Source organism: Chitinophaga sp. HK235 (genome assembly GCF_018255755.1).
Taxonomy (GTDB): domain Bacteria; phylum Bacteroidota; class Bacteroidia; order Chitinophagales; family Chitinophagaceae; genus Chitinophaga.
Genome location: NZ_CP073766.1, coordinates 5,963,021 through 5,988,018, shown reverse-complemented (window position 1 = coordinate 5,988,018; position 24,998 = coordinate 5,963,021). Strand labels below are relative to the sequence as shown.

Genomic DNA, 24,998 nt, shown 5'->3' with positions numbered 1-24,998 from the left:
CTGAATTATAATGGAAATAACTGCTGTAGTCCGTGAAGAGCGGGGCTGCCTTGCACTACCGGACGAGCCCCGGCACCATACAGTCCTGATGTGCCATACTGATATGGCGGGAACTGACCACGCTTTACCTCTTAACTTCTTCTCTCCATCCTCTTTCGGCAATTACCCCGTTGCTTCCGAAAACAGTGTTTTTAAAAATCCCCGAACTGCACCACTGACAATACAGGGGCTGTTAGCGCTGGCAGTCATTCATCCGTTAGGACCGCAGGAAAAATCAGGTACCACCGTGTTCGGTATGCGGGATCGTTCTACGCTGCTGCCGAGACTGCGTTATCAGCAAGAAAAATTGGTGTTGATAAAATCACAGTCATAAGAATCGGTAAATAATTCTCTTACATATATTTTTAATTATACATTAAAGATTATCATCACAACAAATTGATAATCTGAATTTTAGATACCTTTGCAGCCAAATAAACAGGATATGAAAAGAATGTTAATGACCTCACGTTACTGGATATACGCTGTGTTGGCCATGGCTTTTATGGCTTCCTGCGCATCTTCAAAAAAGAGTTCCAGTCCGCATGTTTATATGAACAAGCAGTACAAGGAATTAAAAGATGTATTGAATCAGGCGGAAGTAAGTATTATCAACGACAGTGTGAAAGTTATATTTCCCAATAATGTACTGTTTGCTTCTTCTTCAGATCAGTTGAAAGAAGAGATCAAGCCTACTTTCGGGCGTTTTGCAACGATACTGAACAAGTATAACAAAACCAAGATACTGATCACCGGGCATACTGACAGTACCGGCACGGCCAGTTATAACCGGGAGTTGTCTGAGAAACGTGCAGCCAGTGCCAAAACACTGCTTAGTGAATATAAGGTTGATAGTGACCGTATATTTACCTGGGGACTGGCAGACCGTCATCCTATTGCATCCAACAGCACAGAAGAAGGGAAAGCGAGAAACAGAAGGGTCGAATTTGTAATCCTTTACGATGTAAAAGAATAGCATCCGCTAAAATATGTGATGGCCGCATCTTTCCGGATGCGGCTTTTTTTTGCGGTTAACTTTTTCCGATCAGTCGTTTCCGGTGGGCAGTGCCCCATTCTGTCAGCGCCAGGATCAGGGGTTCCATGGTATGTCCGTATTCGCTGATCTGATAAATGATGGTAGCCGGATTATCAGTATCAGGGATTTTTTCCAGCAGTTCGTGCTGCTCCAGTTCCTGCAGTGTTTTGGCCAGCATGCGGGGAGTGATGTTTTTAATATCCCTCATCAGCTCATTAAACCTTCTGGGGCTTTCGCAGAGCGCTACCACTACCGGTATTCTCCATTTGCCGCTCAGCACCTCCACGGCGTCGATGACGGGCCGGATATGTTCCAGGCATAATTTTCCAGTACTCATGTAACTATACTTTATGATACTACTATCACGTATGATAGCCCGGCTATTCCGTACATGCTGTTGTCTAATTTTGCCGGTACCAAAAAAACTAACACTATGAAAATTGTTTATTATGTATTGCTGGTACTGCTGACAGCACTTTTCTGTTTTGCCGGGATTGTAAAGTTACAAGATCATCCGGTACACTGGGCTGTTTTTGAAAAAGCCGGTTATTCCAGATCGTTTTTTCATGGTATTGCTGTGATGGAGCTGTTGGCGGCAGCAGGGGTCTGGTGGCCGGCTGGCCGGACTTATGCATTGGCAGGCATGTTTGTAATCATGATTGGCGCAGTGGTGACACATCTTAAGAGCCATGACGCAGCCTGGCATTATATTGTGCCGGTGCTGGTAATGGCTTGCTGCTGGTGGTTATATAGCCGGCAGTTGAGCTAAAGGCTGCTTTTGCTGTCCGGCCTGCGCCAACAACAATATAACACTGCTGTCTGTTAAAGAAAGGAGATTTCTTAAACACCTTAGCGCCATGAAGAAAATACTGTTTTTTCTGCTGTTGATGCCAGCTTTCTGTTTTGCACAACAATCTGACAGACTGTTGTATGGATATGCTTATACGATGATCCATGATGGCGCTTTTGGTGGTGGCGTGGCCTGCAATGTGGAATTATGGCATCTCGTCAATATAGGGCCGGGCGTAGAGCTGACCTCTTTTGAAGACCATGCCATGATTCCTGTGTTCATGGACCTGAAGATCAAATACCGCTTTGATCGTGTTCATATCTCCCCCTATATTACCGGACAGTTTGGTTATAATAGCTATAACGTCAAGCAGGTACAGAATCTGACAGCCCCTTCCGGTGTACAGGCGATGACTACCTTTAACAAGAGCGGTAAGTATTTTTATGGTGCAGGGCTTGGTTTTATCTATCACTTCAGCAACATCGGCGTGTATGCGTCCTATATTTACCGGGGATATGAATATACTTTTCCGAAAGATATTAATATAAATAATGAGTTCGTAAATATCCCGGAACAATCTGTCAGCGCCAATCTTTTTGTTCTCGGCATTACTTTCTGAGTTTTTCCTGAAACAGGACAGCAGTTGAGAACCAGTAGCAGTCGTTGGTTGTAGCATTGTGATGATTTTTGAAACCCACTTGTCTGACACTAAACCCAATCAGGCGAGTCAATAACCTTCACCCAAAATCTTATCAATGAGACACACTAAAACCCTCGTTAACTCAGCGATTGTACTGTTGTTAACCATGACTGTCATTTACAGTTGTAAAAAAGCAGATCAGCCTGTAGTAGCACCTGAAAAACCTGTAGAGAAAGATCTTGTTGAAGATCACCTTACCATCACACCAGAACGTCAGAAGATCATCGACTTTTTCAACAAGAACAAAAATGCCAGAGGCGAAGCCAGTGGCGCGGTAGCAGCTGCCAGTTACCGTTCATTCACCATTAACTATTCCGGCACTGTTCCCAATGATATCAAGACATTGGTGAACGGAGAGATCGATCAGTTGTACAACACCAGTACCACCAGCACTACCAAACAACGGATGACTGGTGCACCTATCAATGTGTATAACAGCCCAGGAACCGGGGATCTGTTTTACACTAACGGCAACGTATATATTGTAAACTTTGCCACTTACCGTAGTGTGCATACAGGTCCCGGAAATGTAATTTTCCACGAGCTGTTCCACTATCTGCACGACAGATGGGTAAGCGGTGGATTCAACAACTCCACTATCTACAATCTGTGGTGGTGGTGCCGCAATGCAGGTGTATATCCTGCCGGATCTTATGTATTGAGCAATCAGGCAGAATACCTGGCGGTATCAGCAGAAGCCAAATACTGCAATACCAACAGGCCTCCTTACAATGCCAGCACACTGGCCAGCTCAGATCCTAACTGCAGCAATTATCTGTCAACTAATTTCTAGGCACAATCATCTTCAGTTCCCCGCCATGTTCCGTCGGCAGCCGGTCATGGCGGGGAATATTTATATCGTGATATCAGATTTTGGAAGGAAGCAAAGAATAACGCAGCTGTTACCGTTTGAAAAATAAAAACAGAACGTGAATGGACATCAGTTAATAAACTGTCCGTCAGGGGCGGCTTTACCAGATACTATCGGGAATGGGTGCGATCGTCAGATTGAATTTTCGTAGCTTAAAAGTTACATCTGACTTCAGGTAACCCAAAAGTTACACATTATGGCGAAGCAAATCCGGCACAGCCTGTTCTTTACGCATCCACCTGCCATTATCTGGGAATATCTTACTGGAAAACTTCACGCTCTTACCCGCACGGACGACGACTGGCTCAGGAATATGCAAAGGATAGCTGTACACATCAACATATCGAACAATGGACCCACAAATCTCTGACGTCTTTCAGGCTATTTCCGATCCAAGCAGAAGACAAATATTAAAACTGCTTTTCAAAAACAGCCTGACTATCAACGCGCTGGCCGACAACTTCGACATGAGCAGGCCCGCCGTTTCCAAACATATCAAAATACTGGAAGGTGCAGGATTCATCTCCATACAAAATATAGGACGGGAAAGATATTGTACCCTTAAAAAGGATGGCTTCAACGAACTGCAGGACTGGATTAATTTCTACGATACATTCTGGAAAGTGAAACTGCACAACCTGGTATCATTACTGGACGATAAAACATACAGCAATGAAAACAGCCCTCATAGGCAATAGGACTTACATCCGGCATCGAATGTTATGAAAAATGTGAAGGAGGCTCATAGCAGTTGCACATCAGCTACCTTTTGATTATCTTCAGAATAAAAAATGAAATACCTCATAGTAACTGCTGTGCTTTGCCTTGGGCTCTCCTCCTATCTTCAGGCACAAACCAATACCAATAAACTACCGGAAGACCTCGTGCATTTCTTTACCGGCAACTGGAGCGGGGAAGGAGCGTTTGGCAACGGCCGGAAAATAGCAGCAGACCTTAGTTTCCAGCTCTCGCTGGACAGCAGCTGGATCATGTATGAACATACAGACAAAGCCCCCAACCACTACAAAGCACACTCCATGTGGGGCATCGATGCACAAACCGGACAGTTTACAGCATATGCATTTGACAACTTTCAGGGCCACCGGAAATTTGACAGCAACGGCTGGAAAAACGGAAAGCTGATACTTACCTGCAACGCCTTTTATCCGAAGACAGGCGTACAGTACCAGCATTTTATCTATGAAAAACTATCAGATCAGTCTTTCAAAATAACTTATGAAACCAGCAATGATGGTATCACCTGGAGAATGATCGACTATCTGACCTTTACCAGAAAATAGCCTGTGCTGCCCCTAAGTTTCTGTCCCGATAACCCTATGGCTCCTTTAAGACAAGCCACCGCTTTCGAGCAACTATATCTGTAAATGATCACTATGCCACGTACTTTAAAAGCCCTTTACTACAGCCATGGGCCACCGTTATGCCCTGTAACCTTCATTATTTTCAATTCATTCTTTTACCTCAAAATACTTTTACATGAAAACAAACCCCGCCGGTTTCCAGCGATACTGGAAACTATTTTCTGCCATTATGTGCTTCATTTTATTGCATGGCAGCGCCTGGGCAGATAACCATCCCCCTCAAAACATCTGGACCGTCCAGGTTGTTGCCATCAGGGGATTTGACCAACATGCCGATTCTATTTACTTTCCTCAGTACAATACAATCAACGGTACCTGTGTACGCCGGTTCATGTTCAGGGTATATATCGGCGATACCATCACCATGGTATTACACAAAAATCCTATCATCAATGACACTAATCTCTATGATATAGACCTTTACTCTAATGACACTTTGCAAACCGCCAATTTCTATAGTCAGCTGGCGGTGGATGATACCGTCCGGTTTGTGTTTCATGAAAAATCGGTAAAACGGTTATCGTTATGGTATAATGATGGATCAGGTGATCAAAATCCCGCTAATGTTACATTTACCGTTATTCCCAAAATAGAAAAGGTATGGGTGGAAGCACCGGAAATCTGTCCGGAAAACTTCATCAAAGCGGGAGCTGATTATCATTTCAATGTAAAGACCTGGCCCTATTCTCTGAAAGATGTCATGAACAATGCGCCTTTGGTTCCTTATTATGTGGACGCCAATCATCAATGCGAATACATTGAACAATACCTGGCATCTATCTCCTGCGATGCTGTATGGGGCCCGGCCCATGGCGTTGGGATTTACAGAGGCAGTATTTATGACGCAACCACCGCTCCGGACCCGACTGATCATTATTTTACCTATAGTGATATGCTGATCCTGTTGCAATCGGGCAATCTCGGTCTGGCCGGACTGATAAATGTCCGTGTGAATGACGGTATCCGTGAAATAGCGCTGCCGGCGCCACTGGTAGTGCAGTCCGACATCAGCCAGCCTGACCCGGTCAATAATATCCCCGGCAGCAGCTATCACCTGTACGACTATACGGTCAGCGGTAATGAGGTATGGACACCCGGCAGTAACCCGCTCAACAATCTATACGGCACCGGCGGTAGCATCATCCGCATTGAACACGGGCTGACCATCCCCCCCGGCGCTTCCCTGAAAATCAAGGACATGAGCGTGGAATTCGGACCGGAAGCCTATGCCCGCATTAAGGCAGCGCCTAACGCATCTTCCTACGCAGGATTTTTAAAGCTCGAAAATGCCACCCTGACGGCCTTCCACCCATGTGGTATCGAAAAAGCCATGTGGATGGGCGTGATAGCAGAAGGCAACAACAGCCTTGACCAGAAGATGCATGGGGCATATAAGTACTATCAAGGTACACTCATGATGGACAAAAGTACTCTCAGCTATGCAGTAGACGGCTTTATGAGTACTGATCTGAATAATTTTGTTCAAAAGAGCGGAGGAATCATTTTAGCTAATAACTGTCGTTTCTACAATAATTCCCGCAGCATCTCTTTCAACCACTATCTAAATACCTATACCTTTAACGGACAAACCTATAAGTCACCGTACAATGCACATTTCTACAACTGTGATTTCCTGGTAGACCGTCAACTCAGCGGTCCTTTCCGTGGCTTCATCTCCGGCTGGGAAGTACGTGGCGTACAGATAGGCGGTTGCCGTTTCATCAACAGCTCCGGTGTAAAAACACCCTTAAATTACGGCGTAGTGGGAATGGATTTTGGTGTGACCATCGGGAACTATGGTTCCATCCCCTGCCAGTTCACCAACCTCGACGAAGCAGTAACCGTGCAGGCCACAAGCCCCACCTACGGTTATCTGAAGGTCACAGGCGCCACCTTCGACAATAATAAAAAGGGGGTATGGGCACAGGGCCTGATCGTACCGCAGATACAGTACAATACATTTAATGTGCCGAAGGGCATTCCGCCATCACCGGGAGCACCGGGCTTTTTAGGGAATATCGGTGTGCAGGTAATGGGTGGCAGCGGTTTCCGGATCAGCGAAAACAGCTTTAAAGGTGATTATCCGTTTTATAATATAGGGGTGCTGGTATGGAATACCGGATCAGGCAATAATGTGGTGCAGCGAAACACCTATAATTACATTGGTACCGCCAACCTGAGCAACTACAGGAACCGGGCCATCCTGTTTGCCCCTAAAGGGTTGCTGGGACTGCAGTTCCGCTGCAACACCAACAAAGCAGTACTGTATGACATTGTAGCCCGGGGAGCGAACCCTATATTCGATGGCATGGCATCCAGTCAGGGTAGCGCAGGATTTGCCACTGCCAACATATTAAGTTATGGTGGCGGTTACCAGGAAGTTTACAACCGTATAGATGAGGTAGGGAAGGTCAACTATTACTACAATGCCAATACGGTTAATCAGCAGCCCATGAACTATCATACCAACAACGTTAAAATTTTTGCGGTCACCGGCAGTAAAAATAATTGTCCCGAAGACAAAGATCAGTCATGGGGAGACCCCACCGTTCCATTCCCTACCATACCTCCTTATGCGCTTCACCGTATGATGGCAGATACCACCAGCGATCTTTGTACCGACAGCCTGAAATTCTATCTGAGCCAATGGCAGGACCCATATGCAGATCTGGCTTATGTGGACCTGCTGATCGATAACGGCAACATCCCCGAAGCCAATACCACCTATAACGGTATTGTATCCAAATATCAGCTGGCAGGTGATGAAGCAGAAGAGTTCAACAACTGGGGCCGCAGTCTTATCTCATTGCGCATAGCACTCGCAGGTAAAGGACTGACCGGAAAAGACCTCACTGCCGACCAGGTCAACACACTTCAGACGATTGCTACCAAAGCTTCCATGTGGGCCAGACTCCGTGCCCAATCCTGGTTACGCCTGTTCGATGACCGTATCTCAGATAACACCGTACTATACCCGCTGGAAGACAGCAGTACAGTCCGCAAACTACAACAGGCCGTAACGGAAGCCCGGACAGAAAACAAAGTGTATCCGAATCCGGTAACGGATGTTTTACAGATAAGTTATGCAGTCACCAGGGAGAATAGTATTGTATTCTTTGAACTCACAGATATGACAGGTAAAATAGTGATGCGCAGACAGCTGCGTAACCGCACCGAACAGATTACCACCACAGGACTTCCTGCAGGCATTTACCTGTACCGTGTTTTGGAAGACAGGAAAGTAGAGATGGAAGGGAAGATTATCAAACAATAAATCTTCATCAAAAAGGGCGTCTCCAACACAGTAGTGCTGGAGACGCCCTTTTTATTTACTTATTTATCTATTTATATATTTACTGTTGCACGTTAATCAATAACCCGGATTCTGAACCAATCCCGGATTCACGTCTATTTCACGCTGTGGAACCGGGAAAACCAACATATTGTCATTGTATTTCAGGTTGCCTACATTCAGCTGCAGACGTTTTACGATCCAGTAGTTATCGCCTTCAAATGCCAGTTCCAGTCTTCTTTCCTGTACTACGTCATCAGGTGTAACAGCAGCAAGTGGTGTGGCTTTGGAGCGGGTTCTTACCTTGTTCACGTCGTTCAGCGGAGCATCACCAACAGCAGTACCAGCGCGGAGATTGGCTTCTGCACGGGTCAGGTACATTTCTGACAAACGTACAACCGGGATGGTGCCATACAGGTCTCTCCATTTGTTGGTAGTGATATTGGAGCTATCGCTGGAATAGCTATAGAAATTTTTGCGCTGATCTCCGGGGCCATATTGTGCAAGCTGGTCAGGGCTGATGTTAATATCATTACGTTGATCCAGTGCATAAAAAGTAACGAGGCCGTTATTGGAGGTACCGGCGTTGCTCTGACTGGTTTGAAGAATCGCAAATATATCTTCTGCGGAGAGTGCCGTGTTATTAAATTCAGCATCAAAAGAAGGTACCAGGGAGTAATTGCCTGATTCGATCACTTTGTCTGCAGCTTTTGCCGCTTCAGCATAATTGCCTTGTGCCAGGTAAACCCTTGCCAGGAAAGCATATGCAGAATATTTGGTTGCCCTGCTTTTATTTTTCTTTTCTCCGTAGCTATCAGGCAGGCTCGTAGTACCCTCCAGTAAATCGGCAATGATCTGTTTATATACATCCGCTACGCTTGCTCTGGGCTGTTTGCTGGCAGGCAGGTCTGTGGTGCTGATCACTGCAGTGGTGATCAGCGGTACTGCCAGGTTTTTATCTACATTTCCAGCTGAATAAGGCAAGCTATAAAAGCCAGCCAGTTCGAAATAGTTAATAGCTCTCACGAACTTAGCTTCAGCAGCAATGGCAGCCTTGTTTTCTGCACTTACTTTGTCCAGGTTTGCCAGTACGATGTTCGCAGTGTTGATAATAACATATCCTCTGCGCCATACCTCCTGAGGGATGATACCACTTTTCTGAATCTGCCTGGTGGCTACCTGCGCATATGTCTGAAAAGTTCCCTGAAAATTGATAAAGCCGGCATCTGCGAAAAGGTCAGCGAGGAATATGTAACGTTCTCCGAATGCACTAGGGTCCTGCATGGAGTTATAAGCGCCCATCAGAATGGCATTCACATCATCTTCTGTCTTGATCTGTTCCGGCGAGATCTGTTGTCCTGGCGTCACATCCAGTTTTTTATTACAGGCAGCTGTAAAAGTCAGCATGGCAGGTAATACGAGATAACTGATATATTTAGTTATTGGTTTCATTACTTTAACTTTTTGTGGTTCATTTATGTTCAACCTGGCTACTGCTTAAAACTTCACATTAAGCCCAATAGTAATTGTTTTTGGTTGCGGAACAGTGTAGAAGTCAATACCACCGGTGATATTTCCGAGTGTATTGGTATTTACCTCCGGATCACTGATATATTTGGTTTTGGTCCACAGGTTGTATCCTGCAACAAAAATGCGGGCGCTGCTAAGTTTTACAGTTGACAGAACAGATTTAGGGAGATTATAACCCAATGTCACCTGTTTTAAGCGGATGTATGAACCATCATATATCCATTGTGAAGATGGAGACTGGTTACCATTTCCGAGGAAGTGGGACAGTCTTGGAATATTGGTGATGTCGCCGGGTTTCTGCCATCTGTTCAGCTGATCAGCAGTCTGGTTGTCATAACCACCGCCAAAACCTACAGATTGGTACTGGCCTGCCTGGTTATAGATCTGGTTGCCCTGAACAAAAGTGAAGAACACACTCAGGTCAATTCCTTTATAACTGAGGGTATTGGTGAAACCGCCTGTCCAGTCAGGATTTGATTTACCTACCACACCTCTGTCGGCCTGAGCGTAATCGTTGGTTGTCTTACCATCTTTGGTATAATATAATGCATCTCCATTGTTAGGATCTACTCCTGCATAACGTTGCATATAGAATACGCCGATAGGTTCGCCTTCAACGGCACGTTGTACACCACTTTCAATGATCTGGCCATTGATGGATTTCACCCTGTTCTTGTTGTAAGCCACATTCAGGGAGGTGGTCCAGGTAAAGTCTCTGGTTTGAATATTACGTGAGTTCAATAATACTTCAACACCTTTATTTTCCAGTGAGCCCGCGTTTCTGTAAATAGTGGCGTAACCGCTTGACAACGGTACGTTTGTTTTTAATAACAGGTCGGAGGTTTGTTTATTATAGTAGTCTATTTCACCGCTCAAACGGTTGTCAAACAATGCAAATTCCACACCGGCATCTGCCTGTACAGTGCTTTCCCAGTGCAGGGTTGGATCACCCAGCTGTGTAGGTGAAAAGCCCGGGAGCATTGGATAGTTCGTTACACTCAGCAAGGTATAGTAGTTATTCTGCCCGATCTCAGCGTTACCTGTTTTACCATAGCTGGCCCTGATCTTCAGTAAATTCAGCACTTTGCTGCCTTTCAGGAAATCTTCTTCAGATACAACCCAACCCAAAGATCCTGCAGGGAACCAACCATATCTGTTCTTAGGACCAAAACGGGAGGAGCCGTCTGAACGGATACTGAAGGAAGCAAGGTATTTGCCCTTATAGTTATAGTTCGCTCTCATGAAGTAAGACAGGAAGGTATATCGTTGTTCATTGGAAGAACCACCGGTAATCGTTCCTGCACCACCCAGGTTTTTCACCGCATCACTGGGGTAATTCTCACCACTCACAGCGTTGCCTCTCAGGTCATTTTGCAGGTAGCTCATACCCACTACAGCAGAGATATTGTTTTTATCATCGATATGAGGCGTAAAGGTGAAGTAGTTATTGGTATTGAGGTTCACGTTTTGCGTGATATTGTCGCCTCCCCTTCCGATACCTTTACCATCCTGTGTTTGTTTGCCCTGGAAGAAATCTTCGTTAAGATTATAAATATCCGTTCCCAACTCAGATCTGAAAGCTAAAGAAGGAAGGATATGATAATTCAGGAAAGCATTACCTATGGTACGGAAAGAAACCTGCCTGTTATACGCATATTTCTTATCTACCAGACCATTATAATACAATGTATTGGGATTAGGCTCACCCAATGAATCATATGGGCGTGACATTGGCAGCTGTGCTACCATCTGGCCTGGTGTGGAGAAGGCGTTGTCATTGGAAATACGGTTCAGCTCTGAACGGGTAACACCCATATTAACGCCGAAAGACAGTCTTGAATTAGCTGTATGCTCGAGGTTTAAGCGGGCACCATATCTTTTGAACCTGTTTACGATCACGATTGCTTCCTGGTCTGAATAGGATCCTGAAGCATAGTATTTTGTTTTTTCATTACCACCGGAAGCAGAAAGGTCAATCTGGTTGGTATGTGCTGTCTTGCGGAACTCTTCATCCTGCCAGTCAGTGTTGACGCTACTCGTACGCCAGTCTTTACCTGCCAGTGCAGTCATTCTCTTATCCACCCGTTTCTGGTAATAATCGATAGCGGCCTGTTCAGTAGGGAAGTTATTTATTTTGTGGGCAAAATCATATTTACCGTCCATTACTGCGGATTCCTGGACCAGCGTTGCATATTGCTGTGCATCCAGGAATTTACGTCTCATGGTTGGTTTAGCGAAACTTGTGTTTACATTCAGTTCGATGTTGGTCTTTTCACCGGCCTTGCCTTTTTTGGTAGTGATCAGCACTACACCGTTGGCAGCACGTGCACCGTAGATAGCAGCAGCAGAAGCATCTTTCAGCACTTCCACTGATTCAATATCATTGGGATTGATATCTACCAATGGGTTGGTAGGATCATTACCGCTGTCAGACATACTTTCTGATATCACTGGCATACCATCGATCACATATAATGGCTGGCTGCTGGCTGATATAGAAGAAGTACCCCTGATACGGATCTTCATACCCTGGCCCACTTTACCACTACCAGATTCGATTACCACACCAGGTGCTTTACCTTGTATGGAGGATTCAAAGCTGGCCACCGGCTGGTTGGCAATTTCTTTGGATGCTATTTTGGTTACAGAACCTGTGATCTCTCTCCTGTTCTGGCTACCATATCCCACCACCACTACTTCAGAGATGTCTTTACTTCCACCTCCCATTGCAACATTGATCGTTTGTTTACCGCCGATTTCCACTTCCTTATCGGCATAACCTATAAAAGAAAAAATGAGGCTGGTAGCATTCTCAGGAACAGATAATTCATAGTTTCCATTAGCTTGAGTAATTGTACCGGCATTAGTACCTTTAATTTTCACAGTAACTCCAGGCAAAGCATTGCCATCTTTTGAGTCTGTAACCTTACCGGTAATACGCTTGGCCTGTGCGAATGACAGGACACTTATGAGCATAAGCATGCTCATAAACGAGTAGAGACGCAGCATAGACAGTTAGATTTGATTAAAATGTTGATTTAGACAATGTTGATTTAGAAAATAGTTCAGTTTTTTTGGTTGTTAATTATTCGCGCAAAAACGACAGGTCATTTTAAAAGAGATTGGTCGATCTACTTTAAACACCGGTTTGATTAGCATTAAACTCCTAATAACAAGGGGCACTTCATTGCCACTTTCATAAGCAAAACAACAGTACAATAGGAAAACGGTCCGTAAAGATAAATCTTAATAAGTATATTACCTTATAAAAATATTATTTTGTTAAATTTTTTATGGCTGGATTAAAACAGCTCAAATGCCAGAATAAGAACAGGGTTATTAATAAATTAATTTACAATGCTTTGTAACACCCTGAAATCCGTTTTCTCATCTAATACATTTTCCCTGCCTTTCTTCTAAGCCATTTCCAGGTAAGTACCAACCCTGTGATGCTGACAGCTGTACCTCCCAGCATCAGCACCCATACCACGATATCCCATAACGGTCTCCTATATACGAGAAAGCTGAAATCCAGGCTATGCAAACCATGGTACAGCCAGCGTTCCAGCCGGCTCCCCTTTTCATGCCGCAGCGCCAGCTGACCTGTTTTCAGATCGAAATAATACCAGGTCTGTTCCGAATTGTCAACCTTTACTCTTAATACAGGCAATCTTTTTTCAAAGGTGCGGGAATAGTAATAATCATCATAGTGATTCAATACAACAGACTCTTTTATTTGTTGTGCCGGCTGAAAAGCCCTGACCTTACCGATGAAAAGCGAGTCCGGGAAATATTCAAACGGAATACTTCTCTCCTGGTCTGCTGCCAGTAAGCGTGTATGCTGAGCATCCTGATAAGCAAGGTAATAGGGCTTGCCATCCAGCTGAATCAATTGTATTTCCTTTACTATTAAGAATGAACTGAATATGGAAACCGCCTGACGCGGGGATAACGTAAACGCCGGTACGTTTAACGGGCCTCCGGATAAAAGATCGCGTTCAGCCAGCTGTTTGCCAGGACCCGGGCCGAATGCCACCGGGCTCATCGAGAACCAGCCACTTAAAATCCAGGTAAATACAAAGATGCCAAACACAAACCCCGTATAATGGTGATAACGGAACCATTTTTTCTGATATGGGCTGAAGACCAGCGGCTGTTTGTTTTTCCGTTTATAACGAACAATGCCCATGATAATACCTGTCAGACACATCACGGCGCCAATAAGTGAAACCCATATCACCACCTGGCTCCATACCGGCCGGTTGCGAATGAGTATAGTCGGGTAGATCCAGTGGGGAATAGGCCCCAGCCAGGCCCAGAACCGTTGCCGGGCATTCACCATCTGCACTACTTCACCGGTATGAAAGGATACATACACATAGGTAGCAGCCGGATCATTCATCTTAAACCGATACACCTCCGGCAGATATCCCTGGTAACGATAGGCTGCCATCCACTGGTCTATCTGCCATAGTGTATCTACCGCCTGGGGCCGGCTGGCATCGTGCACAAAAGCCCGTGCCAGCCGACTGCCCGATGCAACATCTATTTTATCTATCACGGCACCGTTGTCTGCAAAGATGGCTATATGCCTTTTTTGCTGTGTAACGATTCTATAAACAGGGCGGGCCAGTAGCATACCCATCCGGATGGTGACGATGGAATCAGTGATACCGGCAACATTCAATACCTGCTGCGGCGTCAGGTGACATGCCTCCATATTAACCGGTGGCAGCTGCTTTAACCGTTGGTCCGGTTTCATCGTTGGATAACCTGCGTACATCATCACAAAGCCGGATAAAAACCAGACCACAAACATCAGGCTCAGTACAAACCCCAGATAACGATGCAGCAATAGTATTGCTTTTAGCATTTTTTTTCTGAACATAGTTGTAAGGTGTAAATCTGTTCAGATCCTACAAGGAATACTTCAGGGTCAGCAGATAGTTGCGGGTAGCACCCGGATAGAACTGATTGGTGATGATCACATTGGCGAAATAGCGTTCATTTGCCAGATTGTTGACATTCAACCGCAGACCAATCTTTCCGATCTGATACCCCAATGCAGCATCTATCACCGTATATGCGGGAAGGATATAGGTGTTGGCACTATTCGCATAACTATCTCCCATATAATTCAATCCCATACCAATACTTAAACCACGCAACACAGACCGCTGCAACTGATAGTTGGCCCATAGATTAGCCATATGTTTGGGAGCCAATGCCACGGTTTTTCCGGCCACTGTATTGATCTCTTTTCCCGCAAAAGGACGATACGCCGCATTGGTAAAGGTATATCCTGCGTTAACATCCAGGCCTGCCAGCGGGCTTCCCTGCAACTCCAGTTCGTACCCTCTGGAATCTGCTGAGCCAATCCGTTTGTATACACCACCGGGTAAACTTTCCACCTGATTATTCTTCCGCATGTAGTACACAGAGCCGTTTACCGCCCAGCTATGGCCAAACTCCAGCCTTGTGCCCGCTTCTCCCTGATAACCATCTTCCGGATCAAAGGTCTCTCCATTGGGTGCCACTCTCCGGGAAGGTTTGAAGTAAGTGGAATATGAGCCATAAACAGACCAGGCCTTCGTAGGTTGATATACCAGACCGGCGCGGTAGGTCAGAGCTGAGGCGGGAATATCTGTTTTAGCGCCTCTGTCAGTAATATCACGATTGGCGTCTACTTTATTGGTATAATAAGTCCCTTTGAAGATATCATAACGCAAACCAATCAGACCTTTCAGCTTATTGGAGAACTTAAGCCAGTCCTGCAGGTAAAAACCATGTACGGTTTCTTCTGTAGCCTTGTACTGCGTCGTATAGTAGTCAACGTTACCCTGGTTCAATACAGGGTTTTGTACAGCCACCTGTGTATGCAGCCCTGCACCGAAAATATTGGCGCTATAGGTTTTTCTGTCGAGGTAACTGAATGAATACCCCACCAGCACTTTCTGTTCAATTTTTCCAGTTTGTGTATTGTAAGTCAGTTCCAGCTGGTTTTGCAGCGGTTTGGTCAGATGATTGAAATAGAGTGGGGAAGTGCGTTTGAGAGAATCCAGCGTTTTATTGAATGTCAGTTCTTCTGTTGAAAAATAGTTGATGTTATCATCTGAATAAGAGAGCTGATTGGACAACAGGAGTGAATGGCTGAACTGATGCGTATAACGCAGCTGAACATTATACTGCGTGTTTTTCAGGAAATCTGCCGGATCGTTGTAACGGGTATCCATGTTCATGCCAGGTGTTAATTTCCCACCTTCCAGCATTGGGATACCGGCATCCGTAGCATATTTATCGTGGTTGGCGCCAAGGGTCAGGTAAAAGTTATCATGGGCTGTGGGTGTGTAATCCAGTGCCAGATAGGCGTTGTTGGTATTCATGCCTGACTGGCGGTAACCATCGGTGGCAGACAGTCCTGCATCTACCCGGTACAGGAGTTTTTTACTCAGCGCACCACCGGCGCCCACCCGCATCCGGCGGGTATTAAAACTACCATAGGAAGCTGAGAAGTCCGCCTTCTGTTCGCTGGTAGGACGTTTACGGACCAGGTTAATAATGCCGCCCAATGCTGAATGTCCATATAAAACAGAGGCAGGCCCTTTCAATACTTCTATGCGTTCGATGTTAGCCAGATTGGTACTGGGGGCGCTGGTGGAAATATTGTGACGCTCGTCTCTGACACCATCTACCAGCAATACAAAATTGTTAAAACCCCGAATGGTAAAATGCTGAAAACCGCCATAGGTATTATTGGCACGCACACCGGCGGTGTTTTTCATAGCTTCTCCCAGATCATCTGTGCCTCTTTGTTCCAGCGTACGGGCAGAGATGGTGGTCGTTGTGAGTGGCAGGTCCCTGATAGGTACTGCAATTTTATTCACACTAATGACAGCAGACTTTTGTGCTGAAGTGATAGTGATTTCGGAGAGCTGTCCGGTGCGGCTACTGAGTTGCAACGACAACTCCGTTGTTTTCCTGTTGCTTATTGCCACCCGTTGCTCGGCCACATGGTAGCCAACGCCGCTGACAGCAAGGATGTAGTTGCCTGCAGGTATGGTTGAAAGCTGAAACCGGCCATCCGCATCTGTTACGGCACCATAGCCGGTTTCGTTCAGCCGTACCGTAATACCGGCGAGGGGTTCGCCGGTTTCTGAAGTAATTTGTCCGCGCAGGCTGCCGGAATGGGCAGCAGTCGTTTGCGATTGTGCATAAAGTTGATCATCTGTAACAACCATCTGTAAAACACCGATAATGGTACACATGAACAAAATCCGTAAATAAGAAGGGGGACAGTTAAAAAAATGGCTCCTCGTCCGGGAGTGGTTGATTGTAGCGTTTTGCATTGATAATGATGATGAAGACAGAAAATTGTTCTTCAAAACTTTACCATGCCATCGGATACTGCTATACAGAAAAAGACCGGAGGTATGCCCATTGCATACACTGCCCCGAAATGAATACACTTCAGGTACAAAACTCCAAACTTGACGTTGCTTCAGCCCACGAAAGCATTGCCAGCATAAAAAAGGCAGGTCTCCTGACTTGTAACATTACTGCCGTCCTTCCCAGTCATCAAAGACCAGTGGACATTTCCTGGCAGTAACCTGAACGTTACTTACAGTTGCGGGACAGTTCGTGATTTTCACACGATTCCCTATTAATCTGCACTTAAGCAGAACCTCTTTTTGTTGGGGAAAGAAAAGAACGAAAACGGGGCAAATATAGTAATTACCAGCATTAAAATCTTTGGGGCATAAAAAACAAAATAAGTTCCTTCCAGGGTTTCAAAAACCTGCCTGATCCGGAGCCTATCGGAATTTCGAACTTTTTTGTAGCAGATTTGTTCCATATCAAACAAACTGAAACCCCAAAACTAGCCCCGGACCACAGGATTCTGAAACCCCTATCACGAATGGAAACATCTATGAAAATCATTTGGCTTACCCCTGATCTGAGTAAACTTGGCGGAAGCGAGTATATGGTATCAGCCTTTTGTCGTTTGCTGAAGTCTGCAGGCATCCATGTGCATATTGTAACCCGTGCCATCCATCCTGTCTGGAAATCCGTCATGGATAAGGCTTCCGGCTCTGGACAGATAAGTTTTGCAGAGATCCATTCCAATGACATCAACGACTACATCCATACGATCGATACTATTGCGACCCGCTTTACTATCTCATTGATGCAGGTGATGCCCCTGGAATCATTTTGCTTTGACATTCTCCGGTATAAGCAATACGGGTTTCCCATTTGCGGGCTCGAGCCTACAGACCTTAGCAATCATTGCTGGTGGCTACCGGAAAACATGCAGGAGCATATGCAATTCCTGGATGGACTGATTGTGATGAATCCGTACACCGAAATCATCGTCAGAAATGAGTACCATTTCAACAAGCCCATCCAGCTCGTTTCAAATACCCTGATGAATGATCTGTACAAACGCACAGACCGGAGTTATCCCCAGTCTACATTCGGTTGTATCAGCAGATTATCGGCGGAAAAAGGGCTGGAATACCTGCTGGGAGCCTTCAGCCTTCTGTCGAAACGATATACCACCGCCACCATCTGTATTTGGGGAGAAGGGGATGATCATGAAAGGCTACTACAGCAATCCAGGATGCTGGGTATTGCCGACCGTGTTCATTTTCACGGTGCTTTTCATCCGCTCGAAGATTCTTTATCCATCAGCGACAGCGCCGAAATTTTTATTTCTTCTTCACTGTTTGAAGGATGTGGGATCGCCATGCTGGAACAGGCCTACCGCGGCAAACCGCTGATCAGCACTATGACCCATGGATTAAAATGGATACTGGGAGCCGATTACCCTGGCCTGATTCCAATTGCCGATACTCATTCCTTATCCAAAATGATGGAACAAACCCTCATCAATCCGCTATTTCGCCGAAGCCTGACAACACTTGCCCAGCAAAGGTTTCATTCCATCTTTTCACCTTCCCGGACATACAACCAGCTCCTTTCATTTTACACTGACGTACTTCAAAATAAATCATATGAAAATCTGCAGTATCAAACTAAGCCATGACGGCTCCATAGCACTGATCGATGATCAACGGCTCATTTTCAGTTATGAGATGGAAAAGTTGAACAACGCTGCAAGATATAGCGAGTTCAACATAGGCATAGATGAAATTAATGCCATATTCAATCTATATGGTTACTCATTCTGGCAAATGGATAAGTATGTCATCGATGGATGGGACCCGCATGAGGCACAAGTCATCGACCTTGGAAAGGGAAATACCAATGTAAATCTGGCAGGATATGATCGTTACAGTGAAGAAAGCGCCAACATTATGCAACGAAAAAGTTTTGAACTGCCCGGCCCCATCAGCTTTCATTACTCCAGTTACTTTCATATAGCCGGACATATTGCGGCCGCTTATTGCACCAGTCCTATGGCTAAAGCAGGACAAGACTCCTATGTACTTACCTGGGACGGAGGTATGTACCCGCAACTATTCTATTATCATTGCAAGACCAATGAAGTGGAAAGCCTGGGTGTGTTATTCAACATGATAGGGAATATATACTCGCTCTTTTCACAACATTTCAAACCTTTTCTGGTGAATGAGGACAGCCTTATGGATGATCTGAGTGTTGCCGGGAAAGTGATGGCATATATTGCAAAAGGTACCTACAGAAAAGAAATGATACCGGTGTTCCATGAACTTTATGAGAAACACCAGGACAAAGCCATGGCCTGTGCAAACATTTTCGGACAGGGACATGAAGAACGGGGATTAATCTTTGCACAATTATTTGCACAGGACTTTATCAGGCAGACAAGCGCTCTCCATTATGCGCACGAGGATATCCTGCTTTCTTTCCACATTTTTCTTGAACAACTATTGGTAAAAGAGCTGGGAGAGAAAATAAAAAAGGAAGGTAATAAAGCGAAGAACTTATGTTTTGCCGGGGGAAGCGCGCTGAATATTAAATGGAACAGTGCTATCCGCAATGCCGGTTTGTTTAACGAAGTATGGGTGCCTCCATTTCCCAATGATTCGGGTAGTGCCATTGGTGCTGGTTGCTGCGAAATGATTCATAGTACCGGCATTAACTATCTTGACTGGAATGTTTTCTCAGGGCCTCCTGTCATGGAAGAGGCCCTGCGTGAGGGTTGGATAAAGAAACCTGCTACTATTGAAGAACTGGCCCTCCATCTTTTTCTGAAAAATGAACCTGTAGTATTTCTAAACGGGCGGGCCGAACTGGGCCCCAGAGCCCTGGGTAACAGAAGCATTCTGGCGCCGGCTACACATCCCTATATGAAGCGAATCCTCAATCATATAAAAGGCAGGGAAGATTATCGTCCGGTAGCTCCCATCTGTCTGGAGCATGATGCAAAAGCCATTTTCGATCCCGGCAACAAAGATCCTTATATGCTCTTTGACCACCAGGTCAGGGAGGAATGGAAAAGCCGCATCCCTGCTATTTGTCATCTGGATGGTACAGCCAGACTGCAGACCGTCAGTGAATCAGACAATCCGGTCATATTCCGTCTGCTTAATGAATACAAAAAACTAAGTGGCATACCTCTCTTATGTAATACCAGCGCCAATTACAATGGGAAAGGCTTTTTCCCGGATGTAGCGTCGGCTATGAACTGGGGACGGGTAAATTATGTGTGGAGCAATCATTTTCTATATGAAAGAGAACAAAAAATTTCTTTTGAAATGGTGAGCAAAGAAGAATCCATTACTCCTATTGACAGGCTGCAAGCCCCGTAATATCAAACTACATCTAACCAATTAAATATAAAGAATCGGAGTTCGTATGGACTCCGATTCTTTTATTATTGAGCACCAATAAAGATTGGTAACTAAAATATTACATATCCTATAGTGCGTAGATATTTTGGGTCAGTACAATTTATACCGCAGAGAGTTAAACTACATTTATAGAAACAACCATTTTTCACCAATAATCTAAACTATGATGAGAAAAGTTTTACTCTTCGCAACTGCATTGTTGTGTAGCACAACTGCGTTCGCGCAAGACTATTGGAAAACCCATACCGATGCCGTCAGGATTACTACCGACAAATCTGTAGCCCGACTTGCCTTTCCGGCCGAATTCAAATTATTTGACCTGAATTTTAATCCTTTGCGTAAGGAAGTATTCAAAACGGTAGGCAATGCGCAAGCACGCAAAACAATTATCTCTTTGCCTAATGCAGATGGACAAATTGAACAGTTCGAAATTATAGAATCTTCCAATTTCGACCCTGCATTACAGGCTAAGTTTCCGGACATAAGGGCATTTTCCGGAAAAGGTATCACCGACAAACAGGCTACCTTAAAGCTGAGTATTTCTCCACAGGGAATACAAGCAATGGTCTTCCGTACAGAAAGGGATAATGAATTTATTGAACCTTATTCTGCCGACCATACAGTCTATACTGTATTCAAAAAACAACCGAGGACTTTACCATGGAAGTGTTCTACTCCTGAGCAAAAGATGGCAACTGACATCAACAGGCAGGTATCAACTGCCAGGTCAACCGGCGATGCAAAAACATTGCGGCTGGCACAGTCAGTTACTGCCGAATACTCCAATTATTTTGGAGCCACCAGCGCTTCACAGGTGGGTTTGGTACTGGCAGCTATCAATGCTACGCTTACCCGTTGCAATGGTGTTTATGAAAAAGACCTGGCTGTCCATCTTAACCTGGTCCCGACAGTAACCAATGTGATCTATTACAATCCTGCAACAGATCCATATTCCGATGCCGCTTCGGGTGCTGGTGGAGCGTGGAACAGTGAGTTACAAAATACATTAACCTCTGTGATTGGTGCAGCAAATTATGATATCGGCCACCTGTTCGGTGCATCCGGTGGTGGTGGTAACGCTGGCTGTATCGGTTGCATTTGCGTTGATAATCAAAAAGGAAGTGGTTTTACTTCTCCTGCTGATAATATTCCGCAAGGTGATAATTTCGATATCGATTATGTAGTGCATGAAGTAGGTCACCAGTTGGGAGCTAACCATACTTTCTCCATGAGTAATGAAGGTACAGGCGTTAATATGGAACTTGGTTCAGGGATTACCATTATGGGTTATGCCGGTATTACCAGCCAGGACCTTGCTCCTCACTCTATTGCCTATTATCATGCTGCTTCCATTGCACAGATCCAGTCCAATCTTGCCAGCAAGACTTGCGCAATCACCACCGATATATCTGCCACTAACGCAACTCCCGTTGCCAATGCCGGCGCTAATTATACTATTCCTATCAGCACTCCGTTTGCGCTTACTGGTTCAGCTACTGATGCCAATGCCGGCGATGTGCTGACTTATTCCTGGGAGCAATATGATAATGCTTCCTCAGCACAAACAGGAACTGCCAGTGTGGCCAGCCCTACCAAGGCGTCCGGTCCTAACTGGATATCAAATGTCCCTACTACATCTCCAATAAGATATTTCCCCAAACTGGAGACTATTCTTGCAGGTGGTTTAGTGTCCGGTCCATTGCCAGGTGGTGATGCCGGAGCCAATACGGAAGCTTTAAGTTCCGTTACAAGAACTTTGAAATTCCGGTTAACGGTAAGGGATAATGTTCTCTATAGCCCAACTCCACCGGTAACTATCGGTCAGACCAATTTCGCCGATATGACCGTAAGCGTCTCCAATACATCAGGACCTTTTGCAGTGACTTCTCCCAATACCAATGTATCATGGGCCGGCAATTCATCTCAAACTATAACATGGAATGTCGCCAATTCAACAGCATCCCCTGTTAGTTGCGCCAATGTAAAAATATCCATCTCTACAGATGGTGGCAATACATTCAACACCTTAGTGGCCAGCACTCCCAATGACGGCAATGAGGTTGTAACTATTCCCAATACACCCACTACAACAGCCAGAATAAAAGTAGAAGCTGTAGGAAATATTTTCTTTGATATTTCCAATGCCAACTTCACTATTACTTCCGGTTCAGGCTGTGCTTCTCCGTCAGGCTTAGCTGCATCTGCTATTACCACTACATCCGCTACAGTAGGATGGACAGCAGCAAGCGGCGGTGTATCCTATAATGTGGATTACAAAGCCAGCACATCTTCTACATGGATCAATGCAGCAACAGCAACAACAGCTACTTCTGTTGGCTTAACAGGTCTTACACAGGGAACTACTTATGATTACAGGGTAAGAACTAATTGCGCCAGCGACAGCAGTGCTTATTCAGCTGCACAGTTTACTACCATCTCAACAGACACTTGTAACGCGCCTACTGGCTTAACCAGTTCAGCTGTAACAGCCGCCAGCGCTACTGTTAGCTGGACAGCTGCAAGCGGTGCCTCAAGCTATGATGTAGATTACAAACCTAATACATCCTCTACATGGACCAATGCCGCAACCGGCACCACTTCCACATCCGTTAATGTAAGCGGATTAACATCAGCTACATTATATGATTGGAGAGTAAGAACCAACTGTTCCAATGGCAGCAGTACATATGCCGCTGCACAGTTCACTACCTTAACCTCATCAGGTTGTGCAAATCCATTGGATAATTCAACCAATGGAACAACTGCCGGTGCTGCAACCATTCCATTTAATACCGATGTAACTGGTCTTATCAGCCCAAGTGGTGATGTTGATAATTATAAATTTGTGATCACTACCAAGGGCACTATTACTATTACATTGCGCACCTTGCCTGGCGATTATGACCTGAAACTGCTGAACAGCGCAGGTTCACAGGTTGCTATTTCACAGGCAGGTGGTACCACCAATGAAACTATCAGCAGGACTGTTAATCCGGGTACCTATTATGCACAGGTGTATGGTTACAGTGGCGCCAATAGTTCCACCTCTTGTTATACCTTACGCGTACAATTAGGTACTGCCACCCGCGGGGCTGAAGCTGCAGATGTTACAGATATTACTGACAGCAAAGTGCAAAAAGTGGAAGTATTCCCCAACCCTGCCAATAATGTGCTGTACGTTAACCTTGCAGGTTACACAGGAAAATCAGAAGTGAGTATCCTTGATGTGAATGGCCGCGAAGTATTGCGTCGCGAAGTGAGCAATGTTAACTCACAGCTTGATATTTCTACCTTGCCTGTAGGTGTTTATATGGTAAGGATTAAGAATGGCGTAAAACAAGTGCAAATGACGAAGATCGTTAAACAATAAAGACCAATACATAACCCAATACTGAAAAGCCAGTACCGATCCGGGTACTGGCTTTTCTTATTAAGATGAATTAATTTAAAGAGGATACCTCCTTCCAATAATTAAGATGAAGGATTTCCACGCTGCTTTTTTTAAACCTCTACCCTTTAGTTATTTTAAGATTGTTTAGCAGCCAGTACATCTATTTTTTCAATAGTAGGAGGTTCAGCCAGTAAATCGGGGGCTTTTGCCATCAATGCTGCAGCTAACTGGCCTGCCAAATGTGCCTGTCTGCCGGCATCGTCACTGAAAGTGTCGAAAATCCCAAAAACAGAAGGCGCCATTTGAATAGCATACCAACTAATGGTGGCTGGTTCTCCTGAAACGATCGGAAGTCCACCTCTCAGAAAAGCAGCTAATTCATCTTCTTTTCCCGGTTTTGCATTTAGTCTAACTAATAATCCACAATTCACCATAAGATAGTTTTTATAAATGAACGAATATTTGAAAACAGAGCATGTTGATTTTCACCTGGGTGAATCAAAAGAACAAACCGATACACATAGTAAGGAATCCAAATTAACATATTTTTTTTCTTTTCCCAGCGTTATAATTTTCATATGCAGTATCCCCCCTTCATTTTCGGCAGTTATTAGTTGGCTTCAAAAGGATAAATAAAGGATGGCTGGTGGACAGGCAGGTAACTATTATAAATATTAAATAGCAGCTTACCTCTACTGACATAGGGTTGTCACTAACGGTATTTTCCTTTGTCCTACAAAAACATTCACTATGAATTTTTCTTCGGCCAGGATTATCACTGCTGACATTAAGCGCCTCGTTCAATTTTATGAACATGTTACCGGAACCCCCATGACATGGTATACCGATGATTTTGCTGAACTACGTACTCCCCTGGCATCTCTGGCTATTGGAAGTACCATGACATTGGCATTTTTTGGTGGAGACGAAGTGGCAAAAGCCGCCACTAACCGCTCAGTTATCATTGAGTTCAGAGTGGAGGACGTTGATAAAAGTTATGAGGCGTTGGCCTCCTTCCTGGATACAGTTGTTGTTCAAAAACCAACTACTATGCCCTGGGGTAACCGGTCATTGTTATTCAGGGATCCGGATGGTAATCTTATTAACTTTTTTACACCAGCGACTGCAGAAGCGAAGAAAAGATTTGAAAAAGCAGATTAAGGAGGCTGTG

At 44.9% G+C, this 24,998-nt stretch carries 18 protein-coding genes and 1 riboswitch; of the genes, 12 read left to right on the top strand and 6 right to left on the bottom strand.

Annotated features, from left to right (window positions below; translation table 11 throughout):
• The first annotated feature begins 10 nt into the window (after positions 1-10).
• Together KD145_RS22705 and KD145_RS22700 are read left to right on the top strand one after the other, a co-directional pair.
• On the top strand, positions 11-373 hold the full coding sequence (locus tag KD145_RS22705) for a hypothetical protein (protein WP_212001896.1): 363 nt from the start codon (positions 11-13) through the stop codon (positions 371-373).
• A gap of 111 nt (positions 374-484) precedes the next feature.
• Positions 485-1,015 (top strand): OmpA family protein, encoded by a 531-nt coding sequence (locus KD145_RS22700; RefSeq protein WP_212001895.1) that lies wholly within the window; start codon positions 485-487, stop codon positions 1,013-1,015.
• A gap of 55 nt (positions 1,016-1,070) precedes the next feature.
• Here the strand turns inward: KD145_RS22700 and KD145_RS22695 are convergent, their stop codons facing one another.
• Positions 1,071-1,412 (bottom strand): helix-turn-helix domain-containing protein, encoded by a 342-nt coding sequence (locus KD145_RS22695; protein WP_212001894.1) that lies wholly within the window; start codon positions 1,410-1,412, stop codon positions 1,071-1,073.
• Positions 1,413-1,508: 96 nt separating this feature from the next.
• Between KD145_RS22695 and KD145_RS22690 the strand changes: the two genes are divergently transcribed.
• From KD145_RS22690 to KD145_RS22665, 6 genes are all read left to right on the top strand, one after another.
• The gene (locus KD145_RS22690) at positions 1,509-1,844 is read left to right on the top strand and encodes a DoxX family protein (protein ID WP_212001893.1); all 336 of its coding nucleotides are present in this window, start codon (positions 1,509-1,511) and stop codon (positions 1,842-1,844) included.
• Positions 1,845-1,932: 88 nt separating this feature from the next.
• Positions 1,933-2,484: a hypothetical protein gene (locus KD145_RS22685; protein WP_212001892.1), complete on the top strand. Its 552-nt coding sequence runs from the start codon at positions 1,933-1,935 to the stop codon at positions 2,482-2,484.
• Between the two features lie 136 nt (positions 2,485-2,620).
• Positions 2,621-3,358 carry a hypothetical protein gene (locus KD145_RS22680; protein ID WP_212001891.1) on the top strand — a complete coding sequence of 246 codons (738 nt, stop codon included), beginning with the start codon at positions 2,621-2,623 and terminating at the stop codon, positions 3,356-3,358.
• Positions 3,359-3,786: 428 nt separating this feature from the next.
• Positions 3,787-4,134: a helix-turn-helix transcriptional regulator gene (locus tag KD145_RS22675; protein WP_212001890.1), complete on the top strand. Its 348-nt coding sequence runs from the start codon at positions 3,787-3,789 to the stop codon at positions 4,132-4,134.
• 93 nt (positions 4,135-4,227) lie between these two features.
• Entirely contained in the window at positions 4,228-4,737 is a 510-nt protein-coding gene (locus KD145_RS22670; protein WP_212001888.1) for a hypothetical protein, read from the top strand.
• Between the two features lie 196 nt (positions 4,738-4,933).
• The gene (locus tag KD145_RS22665; protein WP_212001887.1) at positions 4,934-8,092 is read left to right on the top strand and encodes a T9SS type A sorting domain-containing protein; all 3,159 of its coding nucleotides are present in this window, start codon (positions 4,934-4,936) and stop codon (positions 8,090-8,092) included.
• A 96-nt stretch (positions 8,093-8,188) separates the two neighbouring features.
• On the opposite strand, the gene KD145_RS22660 is transcribed toward KD145_RS22665, so the two are convergent.
• The 4 genes from KD145_RS22660 to KD145_RS22645 all read right to left on the bottom strand — a co-directional run bounded on the left by KD145_RS22660 (position 8,189) and on the right by KD145_RS22645 (position 16,905).
• Complete coding sequence (locus KD145_RS22660) at positions 8,189-9,562, bottom strand: RagB/SusD family nutrient uptake outer membrane protein (RefSeq protein ID WP_212001886.1); 1,374 nt, start codon at positions 9,560-9,562, stop codon at positions 8,189-8,191.
• A 45-nt stretch (positions 9,563-9,607) separates the two neighbouring features.
• Positions 9,608-12,649: a TonB-dependent receptor gene (locus tag KD145_RS22655; RefSeq protein ID WP_212001885.1), complete on the bottom strand. Its 3,042-nt coding sequence runs from the start codon at positions 12,647-12,649 to the stop codon at positions 9,608-9,610.
• Between the two features lie 382 nt (positions 12,650-13,031).
• Positions 13,032-14,528, bottom strand: coding sequence for a PepSY domain-containing protein (locus tag KD145_RS22650; RefSeq protein ID WP_212001882.1), 1,497 nt, complete (start codon positions 14,526-14,528; stop codon positions 13,032-13,034).
• A gap of 28 nt (positions 14,529-14,556) precedes the next feature.
• The gene (locus tag KD145_RS22645) at positions 14,557-16,905 is read right to left on the bottom strand and encodes a TonB-dependent receptor (protein ID WP_249219525.1); all 2,349 of its coding nucleotides are present in this window, start codon (positions 16,903-16,905) and stop codon (positions 14,557-14,559) included.
• A 247-nt stretch (positions 16,906-17,152) separates the two neighbouring features.
• Positions 17,153-17,341, bottom strand: a riboswitch (cobalamin riboswitch).
• 226 nt (positions 17,342-17,567) lie between these two features.
• Between KD145_RS22645 and KD145_RS22640 the strand changes: the two genes are divergently transcribed.
• The 3 genes from KD145_RS22640 to KD145_RS22630 all read left to right on the top strand — a co-directional run bounded on the left by KD145_RS22640 (position 17,568) and on the right by KD145_RS22630 (position 23,806).
• Positions 17,568-18,686 (top strand): glycosyltransferase family 4 protein, encoded by a 1,119-nt coding sequence (locus KD145_RS22640; protein WP_212001881.1) that lies wholly within the window; start codon positions 17,568-17,570, stop codon positions 18,684-18,686.
• On the top strand, positions 18,655-20,394 hold the full coding sequence (locus tag KD145_RS22635) for a carbamoyltransferase N-terminal domain-containing protein (RefSeq protein WP_212001880.1): 1,740 nt from the start codon (positions 18,655-18,657) through the stop codon (positions 20,392-20,394). The genes KD145_RS22640 and KD145_RS22635 overlap by 32 nt, the downstream gene beginning before the upstream one ends.
• Positions 20,395-20,599: 205 nt before the next feature.
• Complete coding sequence (locus KD145_RS22630) at positions 20,600-23,806, top strand: reprolysin-like metallopeptidase (RefSeq protein WP_249219523.1); 3,207 nt, start codon at positions 20,600-20,602, stop codon at positions 23,804-23,806.
• Positions 23,807-23,961: 155 nt separating this feature from the next.
• Here the strand turns inward: KD145_RS22630 and KD145_RS22625 are convergent, their stop codons facing one another.
• Positions 23,962-24,261, bottom strand: a complete 300-nt coding sequence (locus KD145_RS22625) for a putative quinol monooxygenase (protein ID WP_212001878.1) — start codon at positions 24,259-24,261, stop codon at positions 23,962-23,964.
• Between the two features lie 316 nt (positions 24,262-24,577).
• On the opposite strand from KD145_RS22625, the gene KD145_RS22620 reads away from it, so the two are divergent.
• Positions 24,578-24,988, top strand: coding sequence for a VOC family protein (locus tag KD145_RS22620; RefSeq protein ID WP_212001876.1), 411 nt, complete (start codon positions 24,578-24,580; stop codon positions 24,986-24,988).
• Positions 24,989-24,998: the final 10 nt, after the last annotated feature.